Source organism: Sphingomonas sp. TX0543, assembly GCF_048565505.1.
Taxonomy (GTDB): Bacteria; Pseudomonadota; Alphaproteobacteria; order Sphingomonadales; family Sphingomonadaceae; genus Sphingomonas.
The window spans coordinates 127,889-152,067 of sequence record NZ_JBLZUS010000002.1 but is presented as its reverse complement, the minus strand read 5'-3'; the positions used below and the strand labels follow the sequence as shown (position 1 = coordinate 152,067).

Here is a 24,179-nt window from a genome sequence, read left to right as displayed (position 1 = left end):
CCCATCACATGCGGAACACGCCGAAGCGCGGCGCTTCGGGAATCGGGGCGTCGAGCGTCGCGGCCAGCGCCAGGCCGAGCACGTCGCGGGTCTGCGCGGGATCGATGATGCCATCGTCCCACAGCCGCGCGGTGGCATGCCACGGATTGCCCTCATCCTCGTAGCGCTGGCGGATCGGGGCCTTGAACGCCTCCGCCTCGTCCGGCGTCCACCTGTCCGCGTCGCGATGCACGGTGGCGAGCACGCTGGCCGCCTGTTCGCCGCCCATCACGCTGATGCGGCTGTTGGGCCAGGTGAACAGGAACCGCGGGGAATAGGCGCGGCCGCACATCCCGTAATTGCCCGCGCCGAAGCTGCCGCCGATCAGCACGGTGATCTTGGGCACGCTGGCGGTGGCGACGGCGGTGACGAGCTTCGCGCCATGCTTGGCGATCCCCTCCGCCTCGTATTTCCCGCCGACCATGAAGCCGGAAATGTTCTGGAGGAACAGCAGCGGGATGCGCCGCTGGCAGGCGAGTTCGATGAAATGCGCGCCCTTCTGCGCCGATTCGCTGAACAGCACGCCATTGTTGGCGAGGATCGCGACCGGCAGGCCCCAGATATGCGCGAAGCCGCACACCAGGCTGGAGCCATACAGCGCCTTGAATTCGTGAAATTCGCTGCCGTCCACCAGCCGCGCGATCACCTCGTGCACGTCATAGGGCGCGCGCACGTCCTGCGGCACGATGCCGTATAGCTCTTCCGCGTCAAACTTCGGCGCGCGTGGCGCGCGTTGATTGACGGCTGCGGGCGTCTGCGGCTGGAGCGTGGAGACGATATCGCGGACGATGGTCAGCGCGTGTTCGTCATTCTCCGCGACATGATCGACCACGCCCGATCTGCGCCCGTGCGTTTCCGCGCCGCCCAGTTCCTCGGCCGAGATTTCCTCGCCCGTGGCGGCCTTCACCAGCGGCGGGCCGGCAAGGAAGATCGTGCCCTGATTGCGCACGATCACCGTTTCGTCCGACATCGCGGGGACATATGCCCCGCCCGCTGTGCAGCTTCCCATCACGCAGGCGATCTGCGGGATGCCCTGCGCGCTCATGTTCGCCTGATTGAAGAAGATGCGCCCGAAATGCTCGCGATCGGGAAACACCTCGGCCTGATGCGGCAGGTTCGCCCCGCCCGAATCGACGAGATAGATGCACGGCAGGCGGTTCTGCTCGGCGATCTCCTGCGCGCGCAGATGCTTCTTCACGGTGAGCGGATAATAGGTTCCGCCCTTCACCGTCGCGTCGTTGCAGACGATCATGCACTGGCGGCCGGAAACGCGGCCGATCCCCGCGATCATCCCCGCGCCGGGCACCTCGCCCTCGTACAGATCGAACGCGGCGAGCTGGCCGATCTCCAGAAACGGCGAGCCGGGATCGAGGAGCCGCTCGACGCGATCGCGCGGCAGCAGCTTGCCGCGCGCCGTGTGGCGCTCGCGGCTCTTCTCGTTCCCGCCCAGCGCCGCCTTCGCGACATCGGCGCGCAGTTCCTGGGCCAGCGCGCGATTGTGCGCGGCATTGGCGCGGAAATCGGCGCTGTCCGCCGACAGCTTCGTATCGAGGACGGGGGCGCTCACGCCGCGCCCACCAGTTCGCGGCCCACCAGCATGCGGCGGATCTCGTTCGTTCCCGCGCCGATATCGAGCAGCTTGGCATCGCGCCAATAGCGTTCCACCGGCCAGTCCCTGGTATAGCCCGCACCGCCCAGCGCCTGGATCGCCTCGCCCGCCACCTTCACCGCGCTTTCGGAGGCGAGCAGGATCGCGCCCGCCGCGTCGAAGCGCGTGGTGCGGCCGGCGTCACACGCCTTGGCAACGGCATAGACATAGGAGCGCGCCGAACTGAGCGCGACGTACATGTCCGCGACCTTCCCCTGCATCAGCTGGAACGCGCCGATCGGCTTGCCGAACTGCTTGCGCTCGCGAACATAGGGCAGCACCACATCGAGGCACGCCTGCATGATGCCGAGCTGGATGCCGGAGAGCACGACGCGCTCGTAATCCAGCCCGCTCATCAGCACGCCGACCCCGCCATTCTCCGGCCCCATCACATTCTCGTCGGGCACGAGGCAATCGTCGAACACCAGCTCCGCGGTTGGCGAGCCGCGCATCCCCAGCTTGTCGATCTTCTGCCCGATCGAGAAACCGGCGAAATCCTTCTCGATCAGGAAAGCGGTGATCCCGCGCGATCCCGCCTCCGGCGAGGATTTGGCATAGACGACGAGCGTGTCGGCATAGGCCGCGTTGGTGATCCAGAACTTCGTGCCGTTAAGCCGCCATCCGCCCTCGACACGATCCGCCCGCAGCTTCATCGACACCACGTCCGACCCGGCCGACGCCTCCGACATGGCGAGGCTGCCGACATGCTCGCCCGATACCAGCTTCGGCAGGTATTTCGCCTTTTGCTCCGGGTTCCCCCAGCGGCGGATCTGGTTGACGCACAGGTTCGAATGCGCGCCATAGCTGAGACCGATCGAGGCGGAGGCGCGGCTCACCTCCTCGCACGCCACGACGTGATCGAGATAGCCGAGGCCCAGCCCGCCGAATTCCTCCTCCACGGTGATGCCGTGCAGCCCGAGCGCGCCCATTTCCGGCCACAGGTGACGCGGAAACGAATCCTCGCGATCGATCTGCGCCGCGATCGGCGCGATCCGTTCGCTGGCGAAGCGCTGCGTCGTCGCTCGGATCATGTCGGCGGTCTCGCCGAGAGAATGCAGGTCTTCCACGGTCTTTCCTCTCCGCACTGGTGCAGCCTTTCTACCCGCCCGGCGCGCGCGAGGAAAATTGAAAGGCGCGGCGGCATGTCATAGATGGCGTCTATGATCGACCGCTATCTGCTACGCTATTTTCTCGCTGTGATCGATCAGGGCAATTTCTCGCGCGCCGCCGCCGCATGCAATGTGTCACAGCCGACGCTGTCGGCCGGCATCGCCAAGCTGGAGGCAGCGCTCGGGCGGCAATTGTTCACGCGCACCAACCGCCGGGTTGCGCTGACGGAGGCGGGCGCGCGGCTGGTCGCCCGTGCGCGGCGGATCGAGGCGGAGTTCGCACAGGCCGAGCGCGAGGCGAGCGCGGCGCGGGTGACGGGGCGGCTGCGGATCGGCGTGCTCGCGAGCGCCCCGACCCGGTGGGTGGCCGATTTCGTCGGCAGCGTGCCGCGCGACGGCGACGAGGTGGAACTGATCGAGGGGCGCGAGCGCGAGCTGGTCGATCACCTGTCGCGCGGGCGGATCGACGTGGCACTCGGCATCCTGCGCGGCAACCCGCGGTTCGCGGCGCGGCCGATCATCGGCGAGCGCTATATGATGGCGCTTTCCGCTGCTCACCCGCTCGCGGCCCGTGAGGAGATCGCGGCGGAGGAACTGGTGGACGAGCCGATGATCGTGCGCCGCCACTGCGAGTTGCTGAGCGAGACGAGCCGCTATTTCACCGCGCGCGGGGTGCGCCCGTTCTTCCCGGCGCGCACCACCAGCGACGATCGCGCGCGCGCGCTGGTGGCCGCCGGGCTGGGCGTCACCGTCGCCCCGGCGTCGTTCGGCGGGGCGGGTGTCGTGATGCGTCAACTGGCCGAATTCGATCACGTCCGCCAGCTTGGCCTGCTCGCCGCGGACGCCTCGCTGCTCGCGCACCCGCTGGTCGAGCGGCTGGCGGAGGCGATCGGCTGACCGGCGCCGTGCCGATCAGCCGATGTCGCTTTGCGCGATCGGCACGATCTTGATCTCGACACGGCGATTCTGCGCGCGCCCCTCCTCCGTCTCGTTCGAGGCGATCGGCTGGGTCTTGCCGAAGCCACGCGTGGCGACCCGCGCCGCCTGCACGCCGCGCGATTCGAGATACAGCGCCACCGCCGCCGCGCGCCGCTCCGACAACGCCTGGTTATAGGCGTCGCTGCCGTTCGCGTCGGTGTGGCCGTAGATGTCGATATAGGTGCGGTTGTTCTGCTGATCGGACAAGACGCCAGCCACCTGGTCCAGCGTCTGCTGGAAACGCGGCTCCACCGTCGCGCTGTTGTAGGCGAAGTTCACGCCCGACGGGATGTTGAGCAGCAGATCGTCACCCTGACGAATCACCTGCACGTCGGTGCCGGCGGTGCGCTGGCGCAATTCACGCTCCTGCTTGTCCATGTACGCGCCGATTGCCGCGCCCGCGATACCGCCGAGCCCGGCGCCGACGATCTTCTCGGTGCGATCATGCCGCCCGCCGACAAGATCACCGAGCAGATAGCCGCCCAGCGCCCCGCCGATACCGCCGATCGCCGTCTTCGACAGGCGCTGCTGCCCGGTTTCTGGATCGGTGGTGCAGCCCGCGGTCGTGCCTAGCAATGCCATCAGCGCCGCGCCGGCGGCGATCGTCGAACGGAATCCCATCATGCTCCCCTGTATTCCTGGCCGGGTGAACCCGCGCATATGGCCACTTGTTCCGCCATCGCGATGAACCGGCGATGACAAGAACGGTTGTGGTCCCCGCCTTTTATCGCCATGACTGGATGAGACCATGTTACCGCCGTTCCCCTGGATCGACGTCCTTATCATCCTCGCGCTGGTGGCGCTCAATGGCGTATTCGCGATGAGCGAGCTGGCGATCGTCTCGGCGCGCAAGGCGCGGCTGGAGGCGATGGCACGCGCGGGGAAATCGGGCGCGCGCGCCGCCGCCGTGCTTGCCGCCGACCCCGGCAAGTTCCTTTCCACCGTTCAGATCGGCATCACGCTGATCGGCATTCTGGCCGGCGCCTATTCGGGCGCGAGCCTCGGCCAGCCGACCGCCGCGCGGCTCGAGCTGCTCGGCATGAGCCATCATCTGGCGGAGAACCTCGGCTTCGCGCTGGTGATCGGCCTCACCACCTTCGCCTCGCTGATCGTCGGCGAACTGGTGCCCAAGCAGATCGCGCTGCGCTCACCGGAGCCGATCGCCGCGATCGTCGCGGTGCCGATGATGTGGCTGGCGGTTGCGGGCAAGCCGATCGTCTGGCTGCTCGATTCGACCAGCGCGCTCGTTTTCCGCCTGCTCGGGCTGAACCGCGAGAACGCCGATCAGGTGACGGCGGAGGAACTGCATCTGATCGTCGCGGAAGCATCGAAATCAGGCGTGATCGAGGAGCATGAACGCTCGATCATCTCGGGCGTGGTGCGGCTTGCCGACCGACCGGTGCGCGAGGTGATGACGCCGCGCACCGAGGTGGACTGGCTCGACGTCGCGCTCGACGATGCGGCGATCCGCGCGCGCATGCTCGCGACCGCGCACAGCCGCCTGCCGGTGGCGGAAGGATCGATCGATGCGGTGATCGGCGTGGTGCAGGCGCGCGATATCGCCGCGGCCCTGTCAAACGGCGAGTCGCTCGATCTCGCCCGGCTGGTGCGCAAGGCGCCGGTGGTGGTGGATCAGATCGACGCGATGGATGTGCTCAACACGCTGCGCCGTGCAGAGGTGCCGATGGCGCTGATCCATGATGAATACGGCCATTTCGAAGGGATTGTGACGCCCGCCAACCTGCTCGCGGCGATCGCGGGGGCGTTCGTATCGGATGCCGATGCGGGCGACGGCCCCGATGTGGTGGAGCGGGAGGACGGCTCGCTGCTCGTGGCGGGAACGATGGCGGCGGACCTGCTGGCCGAGCGGCTCGGCATGGATCTGCCGGAGGACCGCGATTACGCCACCGCCGCCGGGCTGGCGCTGGCGGTGCTCCGCCGGTTGCCGGACGAGGGCGAGAGCTTCGTCGAACAGGGCTGGCGGTTCGAGGTGGTCGATCTCGACGGACGGCGGATCGACAAGCTGCTGGTCAGCCGCGCGTAGCACGCCGCGGCGAGGGGAGGGGGCGGAGCATCGCTCGGCGCCCCCCGTGCCCACCGGGCGGCTCAGGCCATCCCGAGGGCGTTGCGATAGGTTTCGAGCAGCGCGTCGGCCTCGTCGCGGGCATGCTTCTCCATCTTGCGCAGGCGCACGATCGCGCGGATCGTCTTGGCGTCGAAGCCGGTCGACTTGGCTTCGCTGTAAACGTCGCGGATATCGTCAGCGAAGGCCTTCTTCTCTTCCTCCAGCCGCTCGATGCGCTCGATGAACAGGCGCAGCTGGTCGGCGGAAACGTTGTCGGTCATGAATCACTCCGTTCGGGATTTTCGCCCGCGATAAGGGCCAAAGCGGCCGAGGACAACGCCGCGCGAACGCCGAAGAGCACTTCGCCCGGAACGGCCGCAGGGCCGCCCCGGGCGAGCGCGCCGATGATGGCCGACGCTTATTGCGCGGCGTGCGCGACGATGCCGCGATGCATCACGAACGCGACATGCTCGAGGCGCGTCACATCCTCCAGCGGAGAGCCGCTGACCGCGATGATGTCGGCGCGCTTGCCGGGTGTGAGCGTGCCGATATCGTCGCGCCCCAGCGCGTCCGCCGCCGATATGGTGGCGGCGCGGATCGCGGCGGCGGGGGTCATCCCCGCCTTCACCATCAGCGCGAACTCCTGCGCATTCTCGCCGTGCTTCGATACGCCGGTATCGGTGCCGAACGCGATCTTGACGCCGGCGGCGATCGCCTTGCGATGGCTGGCCAGCGCGGCGGCGGCGGCGGCTTCGGCCTTGGGGATCGTCGCGGGCGGCAGCGCCCCGCCGCGCGCCTGCGCCAGCGCGGTGACCGGGGCGATCATCGTCGGGACGAGATAGGCGCCCTTCGCCTTGAACAGCCGGATCGTCTCATCATCGAGAAAGGTGCCGTGCTCGATCGTATCGACGCCGGCCTCGAGCGCCGCCCTGGTGCCTTCCGCCGCGTGGCTGTGCGCGGCCACCTTGCGGCCGAAGCCGTGCGCGGTATCGATGATCGCGCGCATCTCTTCCGGCGTCATCGCGCGGCCGAGGCCGCCCGCGACGTTCGACAGCACGCCGCCGGTCGCCGCGAACTTGATGACCTGCGCGCCGAGCCCGATCTGCGCGCGCACCGCGCGGCGGCAATCGTCCGGCCCGTCGCAGGTGTTGATCTGATGCTTGTGGACGGCATCGGCCCATTCCTCCGCCAGGCCGTTCGTGCCGTCGCCGTGGCCGCCGGTGATCGATATCATCTGGCCCGCGTTGATGATCGACGGGCCTTCGAGATCGCCGCGCTCGATCGCGTCGCGCAGCGCGCGGATACCGCGTGGATTGCCACCCAGATCGCGCACGGTCGTGAAGCCGGCGTCCAGCGTCTTGCGGGCATTCACCTCCGCGACGATCAGGTCGTCGGCGTCGTCCTGCGTCATCTCTGCCAGGCGCGCGCGCACGGGATCGCCGCCGATACCCCACAGGTGCACATGCATGTCCACCAGACCCGGCATGACGAACTTGTCCTGCAGCTCGATCAGCTCGGCCGTGGCGGGGGGAACGAGAAAGCCGTCGCGAACCTCGACCACCTTGCCGTCCTGCACGATGATCGTGCTCTTGCCGCGCGGCGCCTGCCCGGGCCGGTCGAGCAGCGCACCGGCGTGGATATAGATGACCTTCCCGGGCGCGGCCGTCTGCGCGGCGGCGGGCGCCGCAATGGAGACCGCGAGCGCGATCAGCAACGTCTTCAGCATTCCCCTCAAACTCCCGTTGGCGGGGCGCTTTCAGGCGCGCCCCTTCGTTGCCGAAGGGATAGGGGAGAGACGCGAGGTTCGACAAGCCATCCGCTCACGCCCGCGTCATCACGAGGCGTTTTTTGCGACGCTCTCCTCCATCCGGCGCAATTGCTCGGGCGTCGCCTCCTGCTGATGGCCCGCTTTCCAATCGGCATAGGGCATGCCGTAGATCGCCGTGCGCGCATCCTCCCGCGCCAGCCCGCCCGCCTCGCCGATCCAGTCCGACAGGCAGTTGCGGCAGAAGCCGGCGAGCCCCATCAGGTCAATGTTCTGGGCATCGTCGCGGTGGCGCAGATGGCGCACCAGCCGGCGGAACGCGGCCGCGGCGGTCGCATCGTCGATCGCATCGATCGGGTCCATCGTCTCACTCCTGGTTTGATCGGTCATCAAATGACTCTAAGGCGGGAGCAAGGGTAAAACGAGGACCAAGATGACCAGAGCGATCAGCCCCCGCAGCCGCAAGGTACGCGTGCTCGCGACGCTCGGGCCGGCGAGCAATACGCCGGAGATGATCGCGGCGCTGTTCGAGGCGGGCGCGGACGCCTTCCGCATCAACATGAGCCATGGCGATCAGGAATCGAAGATACCCGTGATCGCGGCGATCCGCGGGCTGGAAAAGAAATTCGGCCGGCCGACCACGATCCTGGCGGACCTGCAGGGGCCGAAGTTGCGTGTCGGCCGCTTCACCGGCGGTCGCGCGCTGCTGGAAACGGGGGCGACGTTCGTTCTCGATCGCGACGCCGTGCCCGGAGACGCGACGCGCGTTCAGCTTCCGCATCGCGAGATCTTCGCCGCGATCGAGGCGGGCGCGCGGCTGCTGCTCGACGACGGGAAGCTGGTGCTGCGCGTGGTGACGCACACGCCCGATCGCATCGTGACGCGGGTGGAGGTCGGCGGGCCGCTCAGCGACAACAAGGGGCTAAACGTGCCGGACGTGGTGCTGCCCATGGCGGCGCTGACCGAGAAGGATCGCAGCGATCTCGCCTTCGCGTGCGAGCATGGGGTGGACTGGATCGCGCTTTCCTTCGTCCAGCGGCCGGAGGATCTGGCGGAGGCGCGGCGGCTGATCGGCGGGAAGGCGGCGCTGCTCGCCAAGATCGAGAAGCCGGCCGCGATCGACCGGCTCGAGGAAATCGTCGACATGTGCGACGGCGTGATGGTCGCGCGCGGGGATCTGGGCGTCGAGCTGCCGCCGCAATCCGTGCCGCCGCTCCAGAAACGCATCGTCGAGGTATCGCGCCGCATGGGCCGCCCGGTGGTGGTGGCGACGCAGATGCTCGAATCGATGATAAAATCACCGTCGCCGACGCGCGCCGAAGTCTCGGACGTGGCGACGGCGATCTATGACGGCGCGGATGCGATCATGCTCTCGGCGGAGAGCGCGGCGGGCGACTGGCCGATCGAGGCGGTAGCGATGATGAACGCGATCGGCGACGCGGTGGAGCGCGATCCGATGCACGGGGATCGCGTGCACTTCACCGTGATGCGCCCCGACCCCACCACCGCAGACGCGCTGGCGGAAGCGGCGAAGAACATCGCCCGCACCGTATCGGCGAAGGCGATCATCTGTTTCACCACCTCCGGCTCCACCGCGCGCCGCATCGCGCGCGAGCGGCCTTCGGTGCCGTTGCTGGTGCTCACGCCGCGGCTGGAAACGGCGCGGCGGCTGGGCCTGTTGTGGGGCGTCCACGCCGCGCACACCCGCGATGTCGAATCGTTCGAGGAGATGGTCGCGAAATCGAAGCGCATGGCGCTGCGCCACCGGGTGGCGGCGGCGGGGGACAGCGTGATCGTGATGGCCGGCGTGCCGTTCCGCACGCCGGGTGCCACCAATGTGCTGCACGTCGTGCGGCTGGTCGGCGACGAGTTGAAGGACCATCGCTGAGCCGGCCGCGGCCCCGGCTTATCCCCCGAAGCTCTTCGTGAGCCCGACGAACAAGCCACGGCGCGGGCCATATTGCGGCGCACCGACGCCCACGCCGTTGCCGTCGCGGATCTCATAGATGTGATCGAGCGCGTTGATGATATCGAGCCGCACATCGAGGTTCGGCCCGGTGAAATGATGGCTCGCGGAGAGATTGAACTGGGCGTAACCGGGCAGATGCGCGCCATTGGGCACGTCGCTGCCATCGGGCAGGACCAGATCGGTGCGCAGGCCGGAGCCATAGGTCATCGTTCCGCCAAGCGCGGTCTGCGCGAGCACGCCGTGCTTGAACGTATAGGTGAGGCCCGCCGAGCCGGTGTAGGTCTGATCGTGATCGACGTAGATATAGTGGTTGGCGATATAGGCCAGCTCGTCCGGCGCGAATGCGAACTGGCTGGAGATGATGTCGCGCCCCTTGGCCTTGGCCACCGCGAAATTGGCGTAGATGTTCCAGCCGCCATGTGAATAGGTCGCGTTCGCCTCGACGCCGCCGATCCGCCCCTGCGCGTAATTGAACGGGGTGAGGATGATCGGGGCGCCGAACTGCCCTTCGTCGATCAGGTTCTTCGAGATGCGGTAATAAGCATCGACGCCATAGGTGAACGAGCCACTCGGCTTCGCCTGAAAGCCGATGTCGAAATAATGCTGACGCTCGGCGAAGGGCGTGGTGTTCAGCGTCACGATCGGCGCGGCGCTGGTGCCGGCGAATTTGTCGAGGCTGGCGGTGCCGACCAGCTCGAACGGCGGCGGCACGAAATAGCGCGCGTATCCGGCATGGACGGCGAGCGAGGAATCCGGCTGCCACACCAGATTGACGCGCGGGCTGAGCTGTTGCTCCGTGCGGAAACCGGCGAAGCGATCGTAGCGCGCGCCGTAATTAAGCGTCAGTGCCGGCGACAGCTTCCACTCGTCCTGGAGATAGGCGCTGAACGTCGTGGCGTTCGCCGAGCTGTTGTCGATGATCGAAACCGGCTCGCCCGCCTGCGCGCCGACATCGGGCGACGCCGGATCGGTGACGACGGGAAAGACGTGCGTCGTGGTGTTGCTCGTGCTGTGATCGTGGATCAGCAGCAGCCCGCCGCGCAGCGTATGCGCCGCGCCCAGATGATAGACGCCGTCCACCTGCCCGCCGAGCGCCAGATCCTGCTTGAACGCCGCCTGCGCCTGCCCGTTGAACAACAGTTCGCCAAGCACATCGGGACGATAGGCGAGCGAGGAATAGCGCGCGAAGAGCGATGCCTGCACCGTCAGCGGCTCATCGTCATGCAGCCAGCTCAGCTGGCCGAAGCCGGTGCGCTCCAGCTGCCGTTCGTCAAGCTTTTCGCTGGGGAAGGCCGATTGGCCGCCGACACTCCACTGGCCGCCCGGCTGCTGCCCGGCGGGGTTCGGAATCTGGAACCACTGATTCGAATAGCCGCCGACGAACGACACCCGGTTATGATCGTCGATGATGTGATCGACATAGGCGAAGGCCTGATACTGATCGGTCGAATCGTGGATAGGGTTCGAGCGGCCATCGACGCTTTCGATTCCCAGCGCGTCATGGCGATAATCGCCCGAAACGAAATAGTTCGTCTGTCCGCTCGATCCGCCATAGGTGAAGCTTGGCTCGATCGTGTCGTGGCTGCCGCCGTAGATCGACACGCTGCCGCCGTTCTGGAACATCCCGCTCTTGGTGGTGATGTCGATGATCCCGGCGCTGCGCAGCCCGTATTGCGCCGGGAGCGCGCCGGTGAGCAGATCGACCTTGCTGACGAGGCGTGGCGACAGCGTCTGGCCGAACACCGCCAGCCCTTCGGGCAGCACCGTGCCGTTGATGCGATATTGCAGGCCGTTGTGATCGTCGCGGACATGGAACTGGCCGAAGCCGTCCTGCACCACGCCGGGAAGCTGGAGCAGGATCTGGTTGAATTGCTGGTTGTCGCCACCGGGCAGGTTCTGGATCGCGGCCGCATCGACGCCATAGCTGGTCGCGCCAAGGCTCGGCTGGATATGCGCGCGGGCGTCATCCAGCCGCTTGGCGGTGACGACGATATCCTTGGGGGTGGTCCCGCCGCCGTCGTCGGACGGCGTGGTTTCGGCTAGGGCGGCACCCGGGACGAGAGCAAGAAACGCAATGCCGGCAAGGAGCGAAGGTCGCATGGCGACTCCCAATGTGATACTATAACATCACTCCCGGTAGTCGGCCGCTACGGGTTCGCGCGGATCCACGCAAGCATTAAATGGCGGCGCGCGCCGACCCGTTAGAGCGGAAAGCCGAGCGCCCTGAGATCGGTGCGCAATTGCGCGGCGCCGGTGAACAGCAGCGCGTGCATTCCCACTGCCGCCGCGCCATCGACATTATCCTGACGGTCATCGACGAACACCGCGTCCGCCGCGGCGATCCCGAATCGATCGAGCGCGAGGCGGTAGATGGCGGCATCGGGCTTCGTCAGCTTTTCCGCGCCGGACACGACGATAGCGCGGAAGCGATCGAACAGCGCGCTTTCCCTGTCCCGGAAGGGCGGGAAGAATTCGTGGCTGAAATTGGTGATCGCGTAGAGCGGCACGCCCGCCGCATCGAGATCGGCGACCAGCTCGGCCATGCCGGGCATCGGCCCCGGAATCTGTTCCGAAAAGCGTGGCCCCCAAGCGGCGATCAGATCGGCATGCTCAGGATGGCGCGCGGTCAGCTCGGCGGACGTATCCGCGAAATCGCGCCCGGCATCATGCTGGAAATGCCATTCGCGCGTGCAGATTTCGCCCAGGAACACGTCAAGCGCCTCATCATCGGGGATGAGGCGCCGATACAGGACCCGCGGGTCCCAATCATACAGGACGTGGCCGACATCGAAAACGACGCTGCCGGGGTTGGGCACGATTCGCCTTCCCCCAAAGGGCTGGTTCAGCCCTGACGCGCCTTGAAGCGACGATTCGTCTTGTTGATGACATAGGTACGGCCGCGGCGGCGGATCACGCGGTTATCGCGATGCCGGTCCTTGAGCGACTTCAGGCTGTTGCGGATCTTCATGGTGGATTCGCTTCTTGAATACGGGGTTCTGGTGAAAGCGTGGCCGCCTAGTGCTCGGGGCCTTGCAAGTCAAGCCGGAGCGCGCGACGAAGCATGTGCGTTACGGTGTCGCAGATATAAGGATTCGGTAGATGCGCAGTAAATTCGTCGCAATGGTGATCGCGCTCGGGACGGTCGGGCTGGCCGGATGCGCGACCGCGCCGACTTCCTTCCCGGTTCAGGTGTCACGCTATCATTACGATGCGGTGGCGCAGCGCGGCACGATCACGGTGGAGCCGCTGCCGGGCGGGAGCGTCGCGAGCATCGAATACAAGACCTATGCCGCCGCCGTGGAGGCGGAGCTGCTGCGGGCCGGCTTTACCAGCCCGCCGCCGGGCACGCGCGGCGATTATCTCGCCACCGTCGCCTTCAGCCGCGCCGAGCGCCCGCTGCCGCCCAAGCGTTCGCCGTTCTCGATCGGTATCGGGGGCGGATCGTTCAGCGGCGGGCGCAACGGCGGCGTAGGGCTGGGCGGCGGTGTCAGCTTCCCGATCGGTGGCCAGCGCGACCGCGTGGGCATCGTCACCGAGCTGTCGGTGCGCATCCGCCACGGCGCGGACGCCGTGTGGGAGGGGCAGGCACAATCACTGACCGACACCAGCGCGCCCAATGTGGATACCCAGGGGATCGCGGAACGATTGTCGCGCGCGCTGTTCACGGGCTTTCCCGGCGAAAGCGGGCGGACTATCGAGGTGAAATGACCCTCAGCATCAATTCCGCCTTCGATGGCGGCAACATTCGCGTCATCGGCATCAACGGCGATCGGATCGATCTGGAGATCGTGAAGGATCACCAGTCCGATTTCTATCAATGGTTCTATTTCCGCGCCGCCGGGCTGGAAGGAAAGCCCGCGACGTTCCGTATCCTGAACGCCGGCGGCTCGGCCTATCCGTTCGGCTGGCCGGGCTATCAGGCGCGCGTTTCGGTCGATCGCGAGACGTGGCGGATGATCCCGACGCGTTACGACAATGGCGTGCTGGAGTTTGAATGGCGGGGCGATGCGCAGGTGGCATGGTTCGCCTATTTCGCGCCCTTTACCATGGAGATGCATGCGAACCTGATCGCGCGCATCGCCCGGCGCCCCGGGGTTACCCATCGCGAACTGGGCCTGTCGCTCGATGGCCAGCCGATCGATTATTTCCGCGTCGGCAGCGGCGCGAAACAGGTGTGGCTCTACGCTCGCCAGCACCCTGGCGAATCGATGGCCGAATGGTGGATGGACGGCGCGCTCGACTGGCTGACCAGCGATGCCGCGCGCGATCTGCTAGCCCAGGCGACGGTGCATGTCGTGCCCAACATGAACCCGGACGGCACGCGGCGCGGGCACCTTCGCACCAACGCGGCCGGCGTGAACCTCAATCGCGAATGGCATGCGCCGACGCCGGAGCGCAGCCCGGAAGTGCGCTGCGTGCTGCAGGCGATGGACGAAACCGGCGTCGATTTCGCGATCGACGTGCATGGTGATGAGGCGATCGCCGCGAACTTCATCGCCGGGTTCGAGGGCATTCCTTCCTGGACCGAGGCGCATGGCGCGAAATTCTATGAATTCGGCCGCCGGCTCGCGGCCGCGACGCCGGATTTCCAGACCGAGAAAGGCTATGAGAAATCCGCGCCGGGCAAGGCCAATCTGTCCATGTCCACCAACCAGCTGGCCGAGCGTTTCGGCGCGGTATCGGTGACGCTGGAGATGCCGTTCAAGGATCACGCACCGAACGCCGATGCCGAATTCGGCTGGAGCGCGGAGCGCTCGCGCCGCCTTGCCGTCTCGTGTCTGGAGACGCTGGCCGGCATGATCGACGCGATCTGACGCGGATGGAGCTGCGCGCCGGTGGGCTGAGCGATCCGCGCGTGCAGGCGCTGATCGCGCACCACCTTGCCGAGGCGCGCGGCGCCACCCCGGTGGATAACGCGCATGCGATGGGCGCGGCGGCGCTAGATCGCCCCGATATCTCGTTCTGGGCGATGTGGGAGGGCGAGGAACTGCTCGGCATCGGCGCGCTGCGCCGGCTCGATGCGGATCACGCCGAGGTGAAATCGATGCGCACGGCCGCCGCGCACCTGCGCCGCGGTGTCGCGCGGGCGATCCTCGCGCATCTGATCGCGCTGGCGCGGGCGGAGGGGCTGGCCCGCGTCAGCCTGGAGACCGGCACCGCGCCGATGTTCGACGCGGCGAACCGGATGTATGAAGCGGCGGGCTTTGTCGATTGCCGGCCGTTTGGCGGTTATCCGCCGAGCCGACACAACCGCTTCATGACGCTCGCGCTGTGATCGGGGCGGCGCGCGCGACCGGCCCGGTGATAGCGGCCGGCGGGTCGATCGATATCGCATCCCGCGCGCGCCTCTGTTAGCACGGCGCGATGAACGCTTCCCGTGGCATCCCGCCTTCGCTTTTCGCCCTATCCATCTTCTACGGCGGCATGGTCTGCATCGCGGGCGTGCTGGGCAACAAGCAGGTCGCGCTCGGGCCGCTTGCGGTGGAGGCGGGGATCTTCGCGTTTCTGTTGTTGGTGGTCACATCCAGCGCGGTGGCGGAACTGCATGGCGCGGCGATCGCGACACGGCTGGTGCGGATCGGTTTCATCCCGCTGATCGTCTCGCTGCTGTTGACGCTGGTGGTGCTCGCCGTGCCCGCCTCGCCCGAGATGGACCCGGCACGGCTTTCCGCGTTCGAAATGATGATGACGGGCACGCCGCGCATCTGGCTGGGCGGCATCGTCGCCTACGGCACCTCGCAGACGCTGAACGTCACGATCTTCGCCAAGCTCAAGGGTGAGGGCGGCGGAGGGCGGCTGCTGTGGCTGCGTGCCGGCATCGCCAGCGTGCTCAGCCAGATCGTCGACACGCTGCTGTTCGTGACCATCGCCTTCTGGGGCGTGTTTCCGATCGGGGCGCTGCTGCTGGGCCAGATGCTGGCCAAGGTCACGCTGTCGGTGATCCTGGTGCCGCCGCTGATCTACCTGTTCGTGGCGCTGGGGCGGAAGCTTGATCGCGCGGCTTGAGCGATGGCGCTTTCGCCCGTAAGCGCGCGCGCATGACCGATCATTCCCCCGCGCCCGATCTGCTCGCCAAGGCCGAAACGCTGGTGGAGGCGCTGCCCTATCTCCAGCGCTATGCCGGGCAGACGTTCGTCGTGAAATACGGCGGCCACGCGATGGGCGATCCGGAAGCGCAGCGCGATTTCGCCGAGGATGTCGTGCTGCTCAAGGCGGTGGGCATAAACCCGGTCGTCGTCCACGGCGGCGGGCCGCAGATCGGATCGATGCTCAAGCGGCTGGGGGTCGAATCGCGCTTCGTCGATGGCCTGCGCGTTACCGACGCCGAAACCGCGCAGGTCGCCGAAATGGTGCTGGCGGGATCGATCAACAAGGAAATCGTCGGCTGGATTTCCCGCGCCGGTGGCCGTGCGGTGGGGATCTCTGGCAAGGATGCCGGGATGGTTCAGGCCGAGAAGGTCGGCCGCAATCAGCCGGACCCGCTGCAGGGCATCGAACGCAAGGTGGATCTGGGCTTCGTCGGCGAGCCGGTGGCGGTCGACCGGCGGCTGATCGATTCGCTGGTGCGCGACGGGATCATCCCGGTGATCGCCCCGATCGCCGCCGGGGCGGACGGCCACACCTATAATATCAACGCCGACACGATGGCGGGCGCGATCGCCGCGGCGCTGGGCGCGTCACGCTTCTTCCTGCTCACCGATGTGGCGGGCGTGCTGGACAAGCAGGGCGATCTCATGACCGATCTGAAGCCCGACGATATCGCGCGGCTGCGCGCCGACGGCACGGTTTCGGGCGGAATGATCCCCAAACTGGAAACCTGTGTCGCAGCCGTCGAATCGGGCGTGGATGCCGCCGTCGTGCTCGACGGGCGGGTGCCGCACGGGATGCTGCTGGAGATTTTCACGCGGCGCGGCGCGGGAACGCTGATCCGGCGCTAGCAGAAGTGTCCCATTTTGGGCGTGGCTGTCGTTAACGTACTATTCGGATTTTTGAAAATCGCGTAGGCCAACAATAAGCCGAGTCGCATAATAACATTCAGGGTCCTGGCGCTCGTGTTTGCAACAGTGGGAGCAGGTTTATGAAGAATTATGCAATTCTGGGCGCAGTCGCGCTCGCCGCCACCTCGGTAAGCGCCCAGGCGGCGCCGACCGTCTCGTTCGCTGGTGGCTCCGGTGCCACCGCCGCCGGGACGACCGTTTTCCAGAACTTCGACAGCTTCGCCGATGGTTCGACCCTGCCGGGCGGCACCGGCGCGCTGGCGCTCGGTTCTTCCGGCGGTAACGGCGCGCGTCCTGCCTATGGCAGCACGGGCAACTTCGGTTCGGTGCTCGGCAGCGGGACCTGGACGGTGAACTTCGGGGCGACCTCGATCTTCTCGTTCGTGCTCGGCTCGCTCGACACCTACAACACGCTGACGCTGCACTTCGCGGACAATTCGTCGCTGACCTACATCGGCGGCCAGATCATCAACGATCTGTCCTTCCCGAGCGGCAGCCAGATCAGCGGCGAGACCAACGGCGTCGTTTCGTACAACGCCAATGGCGGCCCGCTCATCACCGGTGCGACCTTCACCTCGTCGTCGAATTCGTTCGAGTTCGACAATCTGGCGCGCGCGGTGCCGGAACCGGCGACCTGGGCGCTGATGATCCTGGGCTTCGGCGCGATCGGTGGCGCGATGCGCCGCCGCCGCGTGAGCGTTGCCTACGCCGCCTGATCCTTCGGGCAATCATTGAGACGAAGCCGTCGGCCATCGGCCGGCGGCTTTTTCTTATGGCGTTGCCGCATGGAGCGTGCGCGTGCGCCCCATTGTCGGCGAGTGCCCGGTTGGGCTAGGCACGTGCCACATATCAACCAATGAGAGGGCACGCGTGCTGACGCTCACCATCATCCAGATCCTGCAGGTGCTGCTGAACGTCGCATGGTGGATCATCGTCATTCAATTCGTGCTGTCGCTGCTCATCACGTTCAACGTCGTGAACATGCAGTCCAATTTCGTGCGCAGCATGGCATATGGCTTCGATCGCCTGACCGAACCGCTCTATCGCCCGATCCGGCGCATCATGCCGAACCTCGGCGGGCTTGATCTGGCGCCGGCGGCGGTGCTGGTGCTGATCGCGATCCTGCGCATCGTTCTCGGCAATATCGCCATCAGCGTCGTGACGGGCGGCGCCTGACCGGCTGGAGGCAGATCGCCGACGGCATCGTCCTGTCGGTGCGGGTCACGCCCCGTGGCGGATACGATGCGCTGACGGCCGGCACGGCTGACCATCTTGCCGCCCGGCTTGCGGCAGCGCCGGTCGACGGCGCCGCCAATGCGGCGCTTATCGTGCTGATCGCCAAATCCTTCTCGGTGGCCAGGCGCGATGTGCGGATCATCGCCGGCGAAAATGCCCGATTGAAGCGGGTGAAGATCGGCGGCGATGCGCAGGCGCTGGCCGAACGCGCCCGCGCGCTCTATGGCGACGGCCCATGACTGCAAAAACAATCGACGGAAAAGCATTCGCCGCCGGGCTGCGCGCGCGCGTGGCGGAAGGCGCGGCGACGTTACTGGCCGCAGGCGGGCGCAAGCCCGGGCTGGCCGTGGTGCTGGTGGGTGAGGATCCCGCTTCGTCCGTATATGTCCGCTCCAAGGGCAAGGCCACGCTTGCCGCCGGGATGGAGAGTTTCGAGCATCGCCTGCCCGAAGCCACCAGCGAATCCGATCTGATCGCACTGGTCGATCGCCTCAATGCCGATCCGACCGTGGACGGCATCCTCGTCCAATTGCCGCTCCCCGCGCATATCGACGAGCGCAACGTCATCACCCGCATCGACCCGGACAAGGATGTCGACGGCTTTCATCCCGTCAACGCCGGGCGGCTGGCGACCGGGCTAGAGGGATTCGTGCCCTGCACGCCGCTCGGCTGCCTGATGCTGCTCAAGGACGAGCTGGGCGACCTTTCCGGGCTGGATGCGGTGGTGATCGGCCGATCGAACATCGTCGGCAAGCCGATGGCGCAGCTGCTGATCCGCGAAAGCTGCACCGTGACCGTCGCGCATTCGCGCACGCGCGACCTGCCGGATGCGGTCCGCCGCGCGGATATCGTCGTCGCGGCAGTGGGGCGCGCCGGCATGGTGCGGGCGGACTGGATCAAGCCGGGCGCAACGCTGATCGATGTCGGCATCAACCGCACCGAAGCGGGGCTGGTGGGAGATATCGATCCGGCCTGCGCGCACGTCGCCGCCGCGATGACCCCGGTGCCGGGCGGCGTCGGGCCGATGACGATCGCCTGCCTGCTCCGCAACACGCTGGTTTCGGCGTGCCGGCGGCAGGGCGTGGCGTTCGACATCTGAGCGCGCCGCGATGATCGAGCTGTTCATTTCCGCGTTCGCCACGTTTTTCGTGGTGATCGATCCGCCCGGCTGCGCACCGATCTTCGCCGGGCTGACCGCCGGGGCGACGGCGGTGCATCGCCGCGCGATGGCGATCCGCGCGGTCGGCGTGGCGGCGGTCATTCTGACGATCTTCGCGCTGTTCGGCGAGAAGCTGTTGCATGGCCTGGGCATCGAACTGGCCAGTTTCCGTATCGCGGGCGGGATCATGCTGTTCCTGATCGCGCTCGAGATGGTATTCGAGAAGCGCACCCAGCGGCGCGAGGATCGCGCGGCGAAGGTGACGCAGGCGGAGGCGGAGGACGTCTCGATCTTCCCGATGGCGATGCCGATGATCGCGGGGCCGGGATCGATCGCATCGGTCATGCTGCTGATGGCGCGCAACGACGGGATCGAGCGCAGCCTGGTGGTGCTTGGCGCGATGTGGCTCAACCTCGGGCTTACGCTCGCGGCGCTGCTGGCGGCGGGGAGCCTGATGCGCGTGCTGGGGCCGAAGATCGAGGCCGTGATCACGCGGCTGCTCGGCGTGCTGCTCGCCGCGCTCGCGGTACAGTTCGTGATCGACGGTATTCAATCGCAGCTGCGTTGAGCGAGCGCCGCCCGCTCAATCGATGCGGAACGCCCGCAGCGGCGAATTACGCGGCAGGGGCACCGGCGTGAGCCACGGAAACTTCTCGGCACTGGCCAGCCGGGCGTAAAAGCCGTGCGGCGCCCGCGAGCGGTAGATCGTCGATTCGGCCATGTTCGGGCAGACCAGCAACAGCGTTGCGCGATGGCGCTTCATGATCGCGCGGGCCTGCTCGGGTGATCCGCTGAAGGCATGCTGCACGTCGAGGATCGCATCGCCATTGCGATGATAGGGCCCGGCAATCGCCGAATGATGCGTCAGCGTGATGAGGCGCGGCCCCAGATCGACGAAAGTGAACATCGTCTGCGCCGGCAACTTGTCCAGCGGCTGCATCGCGGGCAGCGTGACGCACCGGCCAGACGCCTTGTTGACGCGGTTCACATAGGGGCTGGGCTTGTCGATATCGAACCAGCGCAAGGCGAGGCCCGAGAACAGACCGGAGATAATCACGAAACCGCCAACCGTGCCGAACACCCGCACGAACACGGAATGATGGCCGAGCAGCCACGGGAAGATCAGCCATGCGAGCGCGGCGACGCCCGGCACCGCCAGCATCTGCGCCGCTGGCCCCGCGCGGATCTGCCACAGCAACATCGCGCAGGCGAAGGCGGCGAATAGCGCGACGCAGGCCCAGCCGATCAGCAGCTCCGGGGTCCGCCGCGCGCGCCATGTCGCCACTCCCGCGCCGATCAGCCCCATCACCGGCAGCGCCGCGACGGGAAAGCCGATGCGGAAAGCATGTTGGTAGATCGGCTTCGCCTCACGGATATTGCCGAGCCAGTTGCGATATAGTTCGTCCGAAACCTGCTCCGGGCGGCCGAGGCATTGCGGGAATACCAGCGCAAACGCGCCCGCGATCACTGCACCGGCGATCACCGCCAGCGTCAGCCGCACGCCCGCGCGACGGGGGGAAAGCATCGCCATGACGAGCAGGAACGCGCCCGCCAGCACCATCACGGAGAGCCACACCGGGGTCAGCGCGTCGCATCGCGCCACGCGATTGTCGTAGGAAGCGAAGGCGGCATAGCCCGCCGCCGATCCGCCCGCGATCGTCAACGCATAGGTGGTGAGCCGATCACGCGACTCCACCTGCCACACCCAGCGGAGCGCGATGATCCCGCCGGCGATCACCGCGTAAGGCAGCATTTCCAGCCCGATCGTCAGCGATACCGCGCTGGCGATGCCGACGACCGCGCCGCCGCGCGCGCCTTTCGGATCGCACAGCCCCGCCAGCGTCAGGCTAAGCATGGCGAGCTGCCAGCCGTGATGATCGATGCGCTCGGGCATGAACATCATCAGCGCGACCGTCGAGCAGAGCATGAACACGATCGCCAGCGGCCATGCGACCGGCGCGATCAGCCGACGCGTCGTCGCCGCCAGCCCCACCAGCGCAAGCGACAGCGGCAGCAGCGGCGCGATGCCGCAGGCAAGCCGCTCCGCCTCGCCGGTGCCGAGGAATGGACGGAACAGCAGGATCAGCGCGGCGATCGGCAGATCGACCAGGCGGGTCCAGTGAATGTTGAAGCCGCCCGGCGGATTGAGCCGGTAATTGCGCAGATCGTACCAGCCCTGGCCATCGAGCAGCGCGCGGACCTGCATCAGGCGCATATTGTCGTCGGTGTCGCCCAGCGACAGCCAGTGGATCGCCGCCCAGCGCTGGATCACATACCAGAGCGCGATAACCGCCCATGCGAGCAGGGTGAGGCGGAGCCAGTGCCTGTCGAGTGCCGGCAGAAACGACCGTGCGTCGCGCATCGTCAAAGGGGACTTTCCTCATGGCTCCGGTGCCTCTAGACGCCGGGGCGGTGAAATGCCGGTTCGCCGCTGTATCGCGGCCGGCGCAAAGGGCAAGGCGTGGAAGCGGTTCGCAGGCATTTCCGATCACCGCGCACGCGCGAGATATTCTGGCAACTGGTGCGTTTCGGGATCGCGGGCGGCCTGTCGACGGTGATCTATTCGGCGGTCTATCTGCCGCTCACCTTCTTCGTCTTCTCCCGCGCGCACGCCGTCTATGCGGTGCCGTTCGCGTTCGCCGTGGCGGTGACGGCGGGGTTCTTCCTGCACAGCCGCTGGAGCTTCAGGGGGCACGGCACGCGCCAGCCCGGCGCCGCGCAGCAGGTGAAGTTCGTCGCGGTGCAGGCGTCGGGCATGGCGCTCAACGCCGTCATCACCTGGATCGGCACCGCGTGGCTGGGTTTCCCGGCATGGGCGCCGCTGCTTCCGGCGGTCGCGCTCGCGACGATCTTCACCTTCATCCTCAATCGCTGGCTGGTGTTCGCTTGATATGGATCGCGTAATCTATGACCGCATGGCGGCGCACGATTCCACGCACTGGTGGTATCGCGCCCGCCGCGACATCCTCGCCGACTTCATCACGCGCGAAGGCAGGCTGCCGCGACAGGCGAAGATCCTGGAGATCGGCTGCGGCACCGGGCACAATCTGCCGATGCTGGCGCAGTTCGGCGAGGTGGATGCGATCGAGATCGACCCCGCCGCCCGCGCGATCGCGAGCCAGCGGCTGGGCAGGGACGTGGGCGAGGCGCCGCTGCCGGTGCTGCCGGGGGTGCCCAAGGCGCATTATGATCTGATCGCCGTGCTCGACGTGGTGGAGCATATCGAGGATGACGTAGCGGCGCTGCGCGCGATGCGCGAGCGGCTCGCGCCGGGGGGCCGCATCCTCATTACCGTGCCGGCGCATCAATGGATGTGGAGCGCACACGACGTGGTGAACCACCACCATCGCCGCTATTCCAAGGCGACGCTGGCGAAGGCGATCACCGACGCCGGGCTCAAGCCGCGCAAGCTGGGCTATTTCAATTCCCTGCTGTTTCCGCTCGCGGCGGGCGCGCGGGTAGCCGGCCGCATCACCGGCCGCGACGACAGCGACGACACGCCGCCGCCCGCGCCGCTCAACCGCCTGTTCGAGACGATCTTCCGGCTGGAGCGGCATCTCGTCGGCCGCGTTCCGATGCCGCCGGGCGTATCGATCGCGACGTTCGCGGAGCCGGCCTGAGCCTTCAGGCGAAGGCCACTTCCTCCCGATCGATGGTGGCGGTCGCCTCGGCGTAGCTGGCGCAATTGCCCGACCAGTTCTGATAGATGCGCCCGTTCGAAGCCTTGTACCAGCTGTTGCAATGCGGATCGGCCCACACGGTGGCGGACAACGCCTGTTCGATCCGTTGATAGAAGCGCCGCTGCCCCTCCGCCGTGACATCCGCCGCCGCCGCGCCTTCATTCTCCAGCGCGGCAAGCGTCCTGAGCATGTAGTTCACCTGCGCCTCGATCATGAAGCTGATCGAATTGTGGCCGAGGTTCGTGTTGGGGCCATAGAGGATGAACATGTTGGGGAAGCCCGAGACCATGATGCCGAGATAGGCTTCCGGCCCGTCCTGCCAGCGCTGCGCAAGCGTCTCCCCACCCTTGCCCGTCACCGCCATCGACCAATTCCATTGTGTCGTCTCGAAGCCGGTGGCGAAGACCAGCACGTCCAGATCGTGGAATCCACCCGCCACGCGCACACCGCCAGCCTCGATCCGCTCGATCGGCGCGGTTTCCAGCGTCACATTGTCGCGCATCAGCGCGGGATAGAAATCGTCGGTGATGAGGATGCGCTTGCAGCCGATCGGATAATCGGGGGTGAGCTTGCGGCGCAGCTCCGCGTCCGGCACCTGCGCCTCGAGATGATCGAGCGCGGTGCGGGTGGACGCGGCGCGGCCCTCCGGCGTCCACTGAAACGCCTGCCACGAGAAATTGTCCGCCTGATCGAAGATCATCTGGCGCTGCATCGCGCCGAGCTTCATCGCCACGTCGATATTGGTGGCGAGCAGCGTCTTGGCCTCGGGCGTCAGCGGCACGTCGTTGCGCGGGACGCACCAGTTGGCGGTCCGCTGAAACACGACGAGATGCCCGGCTTCCCTGGCGATTTCGGGGATGAGCTGCACCGCGCTCGCCGCCGAGCCGATCACGCCCACGCGCTTGCCCTTGAGATCGGGGGATTCGGGCCAGTCGGCGGCGTGCCACTTCGCGCCGGCGAAATCGTGGACACCGGCGATATCGGGAAAAGTCGGGCGGCTGAGCTGCCCCAGCGCCGGTACGATCACGTCGAACGCCCCGGTCGCGCCCTTTTCAGTCTCGATCGTCCACTGCCGCGTCTCCTCGTCCCACGTCGCCTTCGTCACCCCTTCGTTAAGGTGGAGCGACGGGGCCAGCCCGAATTGATCCACCAGTGACTTGGTATAGGCGTGGATTTCCGGCCCGCGGGCGTAGTGATGGCTCCACATCGGATTGGGCGCGAAGCTGAACTGATAGAGGATCGCCGGCACGTCACAGGCGACGCCGGGGTAGCGATTGGCGCGCCAGGTGCCGCCGACCGAATCGGCATGTTCGTAGATGGTCACATCATGGCCGGCCTGTCGCGCCAGGATTGCGGCGCACAGCCCGCCCATGCCCGCGCCGACCACTGCGATTCGCTTCGCCATTCTCTTCGCTCTCCGTGCGCGGTCATCGCCGCGTTGATGCGCAGGATGCCGTGTCAAAGCCCAAGAGGGAAGAGGGATTAAGTCGCTCGCGTTAAATAGCGGGGCGGGGGTGCTTCCCCGCCCCGCCG

General features: G+C 67.0%; 26 protein-coding genes. 15 read left to right on the top strand and 11 right to left on the bottom strand.

Annotation, left to right across the window (positions count from 1 at the left end; genetic code table 11):
* Positions 1-4 precede the first annotated feature (4 nt).
* Complete coding sequence (locus ACM61V_RS01175) at positions 5-1,606, bottom strand: carboxyl transferase domain-containing protein (RefSeq protein ID WP_137785271.1); 1,602 nt, start codon at positions 1,604-1,606, stop codon at positions 5-7.
* Entirely contained in the window at positions 1,603-2,718 is a 1,116-nt protein-coding gene (locus ACM61V_RS01170) for an isovaleryl-CoA dehydrogenase (protein ID WP_137785552.1), read from the bottom strand. Before ACM61V_RS01170 ends, ACM61V_RS01175 begins: the two co-directional genes overlap by 4 nt.
* Before the next feature lie 129 nt (positions 2,719-2,847).
* Here ACM61V_RS01170 and ACM61V_RS01165 point away from each other — a divergent pair, with 129 nt between their 5' ends.
* The gene (locus tag ACM61V_RS01165; RefSeq protein WP_137785270.1) at positions 2,848-3,693 is read left to right on the top strand and encodes a LysR family transcriptional regulator; all 846 of its coding nucleotides are present in this window, start codon (positions 2,848-2,850) and stop codon (positions 3,691-3,693) included.
* A gap of 15 nt (positions 3,694-3,708) precedes the next feature.
* On the opposite strand, the gene ACM61V_RS01160 is transcribed toward ACM61V_RS01165, so the two are convergent.
* On the bottom strand, positions 3,709-4,395 hold the full coding sequence (locus ACM61V_RS01160) for an OmpA family protein (RefSeq protein WP_137785269.1): 687 nt from the start codon (positions 4,393-4,395) through the stop codon (positions 3,709-3,711).
* 127 nt (positions 4,396-4,522) lie between these two features.
* Here ACM61V_RS01160 and ACM61V_RS01155 point away from each other — a divergent pair, with 127 nt between their 5' ends.
* The gene (locus ACM61V_RS01155) at positions 4,523-5,818 is read left to right on the top strand and encodes a hemolysin family protein (RefSeq protein WP_137785268.1); all 1,296 of its coding nucleotides are present in this window, start codon (positions 4,523-4,525) and stop codon (positions 5,816-5,818) included.
* Between the two features lie 62 nt (positions 5,819-5,880).
* Here ACM61V_RS01155 and ACM61V_RS01150 read toward each other — a convergent pair whose 3' ends face one another.
* The 3 genes from ACM61V_RS01150 to ACM61V_RS01140 all read right to left on the bottom strand — a co-directional run bounded on the left by ACM61V_RS01150 (position 5,881) and on the right by ACM61V_RS01140 (position 7,994).
* Positions 5,881-6,120, bottom strand: coding sequence for a DUF2312 domain-containing protein (locus ACM61V_RS01150; protein ID WP_137785267.1), 240 nt, complete (start codon positions 6,118-6,120; stop codon positions 5,881-5,883).
* A gap of 137 nt (positions 6,121-6,257) precedes the next feature.
* Entirely contained in the window at positions 6,258-7,565 is a 1,308-nt protein-coding gene (locus ACM61V_RS01145; protein ID WP_137785266.1) for a metal-dependent hydrolase family protein, read from the bottom strand.
* A 108-nt stretch (positions 7,566-7,673) separates the two neighbouring features.
* Positions 7,674-7,994 (bottom strand): DUF1244 domain-containing protein, encoded by a 321-nt coding sequence (locus ACM61V_RS01140; protein ID WP_419713751.1) that lies wholly within the window; start codon positions 7,992-7,994, stop codon positions 7,674-7,676.
* Between the two features lie 43 nt (positions 7,995-8,037).
* On the opposite strand from ACM61V_RS01140, the gene pyk reads away from it, so the two are divergent.
* The gene (gene pyk / locus ACM61V_RS01135) at positions 8,038-9,492 is read left to right on the top strand and encodes a pyruvate kinase (protein ID WP_137785265.1); all 1,455 of its coding nucleotides are present in this window, start codon (positions 8,038-8,040) and stop codon (positions 9,490-9,492) included.
* 18 nt (positions 9,493-9,510) lie between these two features.
* On the opposite strand, the gene ACM61V_RS01130 is transcribed toward pyk, so the two are convergent.
* The 3 genes from ACM61V_RS01130 to ykgO all read right to left on the bottom strand — a co-directional run bounded on the left by ACM61V_RS01130 (position 9,511) and on the right by ykgO (position 12,541).
* Positions 9,511-11,673, bottom strand: a complete 2,163-nt coding sequence (locus tag ACM61V_RS01130) for a TonB-dependent receptor (RefSeq protein ID WP_137785264.1) — start codon at positions 11,671-11,673, stop codon at positions 9,511-9,513.
* Between the two features lie 101 nt (positions 11,674-11,774).
* A complete protein-coding gene (locus ACM61V_RS01125; protein ID WP_137785263.1) occupies positions 11,775-12,389 on the bottom strand; it encodes an HAD family hydrolase in 615 nt (204 codons plus the stop codon).
* A gap of 26 nt (positions 12,390-12,415) precedes the next feature.
* A complete protein-coding gene (ykgO, locus tag ACM61V_RS01120) occupies positions 12,416-12,541 on the bottom strand; it encodes a type B 50S ribosomal protein L36 (protein WP_003046794.1) in 126 nt (41 codons plus the stop codon).
* Positions 12,542-12,672: 131 nt separating this feature from the next.
* On the opposite strand from ykgO, the gene ACM61V_RS01115 reads away from it, so the two are divergent.
* The 10 genes from ACM61V_RS01115 (at position 12,673) to ACM61V_RS01070 (ending at position 19,534) form a co-directional block, all read left to right on the top strand.
* Positions 12,673-13,281, top strand: a complete 609-nt coding sequence (locus tag ACM61V_RS01115; protein WP_137785262.1) for a hypothetical protein — start codon at positions 12,673-12,675, stop codon at positions 13,279-13,281.
* Positions 13,278-14,387: a M14 family metallopeptidase gene (locus tag ACM61V_RS01110; RefSeq protein WP_137785261.1), complete on the top strand. Its 1,110-nt coding sequence runs from the start codon at positions 13,278-13,280 to the stop codon at positions 14,385-14,387. The genes ACM61V_RS01115 and ACM61V_RS01110 overlap by 4 nt, the downstream gene beginning before the upstream one ends.
* Before the next feature lie 5 nt (positions 14,388-14,392).
* Complete coding sequence (locus ACM61V_RS01105; RefSeq protein ID WP_137785260.1) at positions 14,393-14,848, top strand: GNAT family N-acetyltransferase; 456 nt, start codon at positions 14,393-14,395, stop codon at positions 14,846-14,848.
* 89 nt (positions 14,849-14,937) lie between these two features.
* Positions 14,938-15,579, top strand: coding sequence for a queuosine precursor transporter (locus ACM61V_RS01100; RefSeq protein ID WP_137785259.1), 642 nt, complete (start codon positions 14,938-14,940; stop codon positions 15,577-15,579).
* A 32-nt stretch (positions 15,580-15,611) separates the two neighbouring features.
* Positions 15,612-16,511: an acetylglutamate kinase gene (gene argB, locus ACM61V_RS01095; protein WP_137785258.1), complete on the top strand. Its 900-nt coding sequence runs from the start codon at positions 15,612-15,614 to the stop codon at positions 16,509-16,511.
* Between the two features lie 140 nt (positions 16,512-16,651).
* Positions 16,652-17,287 carry a PEPxxWA-CTERM sorting domain-containing protein gene (locus ACM61V_RS01090; protein WP_137785257.1) on the top strand — a complete coding sequence of 212 codons (636 nt, stop codon included), beginning with the start codon at positions 16,652-16,654 and terminating at the stop codon, positions 17,285-17,287.
* 154 nt (positions 17,288-17,441) lie between these two features.
* Positions 17,442-17,747 carry a YggT family protein gene (locus ACM61V_RS01085; protein WP_137785256.1) on the top strand — a complete coding sequence of 102 codons (306 nt, stop codon included), beginning with the start codon at positions 17,442-17,444 and terminating at the stop codon, positions 17,745-17,747.
* Entirely contained in the window at positions 17,744-18,046 is a 303-nt protein-coding gene (locus ACM61V_RS01080; RefSeq protein ID WP_283214512.1) for a DUF167 domain-containing protein, read from the top strand. Before ACM61V_RS01085 ends, ACM61V_RS01080 begins: the two co-directional genes overlap by 4 nt.
* Positions 18,043-18,906, top strand: a complete 864-nt coding sequence (gene folD, locus ACM61V_RS01075; RefSeq protein ID WP_137785254.1) for a bifunctional methylenetetrahydrofolate dehydrogenase/methenyltetrahydrofolate cyclohydrolase FolD — start codon at positions 18,043-18,045, stop codon at positions 18,904-18,906. Before ACM61V_RS01080 ends, folD begins: the two co-directional genes overlap by 4 nt.
* A gap of 10 nt (positions 18,907-18,916) precedes the next feature.
* Positions 18,917-19,534 (top strand): MarC family protein, encoded by a 618-nt coding sequence (locus ACM61V_RS01070; protein WP_137785253.1) that lies wholly within the window; start codon positions 18,917-18,919, stop codon positions 19,532-19,534.
* A gap of 15 nt (positions 19,535-19,549) precedes the next feature.
* On the opposite strand, the gene ACM61V_RS01065 is transcribed toward ACM61V_RS01070, so the two are convergent.
* Complete coding sequence (locus ACM61V_RS01065; protein ID WP_137785550.1) at positions 19,550-21,328, bottom strand: AcrB/AcrD/AcrF family protein; 1,779 nt, start codon at positions 21,326-21,328, stop codon at positions 19,550-19,552.
* Between the two features lie 99 nt (positions 21,329-21,427).
* Here ACM61V_RS01065 and ACM61V_RS01060 point away from each other — a divergent pair, with 99 nt between their 5' ends.
* Together ACM61V_RS01060 and ACM61V_RS01055 are read left to right on the top strand one after the other, a co-directional pair.
* A complete protein-coding gene (locus ACM61V_RS01060; protein WP_249341374.1) occupies positions 21,428-21,856 on the top strand; it encodes a GtrA family protein in 429 nt (142 codons plus the stop codon).
* Position 21,857: 1 nt separating this feature from the next.
* Positions 21,858-22,586: a class I SAM-dependent methyltransferase gene (locus ACM61V_RS01055; protein ID WP_137785252.1), complete on the top strand. Its 729-nt coding sequence runs from the start codon at positions 21,858-21,860 to the stop codon at positions 22,584-22,586.
* Between the two features lie 4 nt (positions 22,587-22,590).
* Here the strand turns inward: ACM61V_RS01055 and ACM61V_RS01050 are convergent, their stop codons facing one another.
* Entirely contained in the window at positions 22,591-24,051 is a 1,461-nt protein-coding gene (locus ACM61V_RS01050; protein WP_137785251.1) for a flavin-containing monooxygenase, read from the bottom strand.
* Positions 24,052-24,179: the final 128 nt, after the last annotated feature.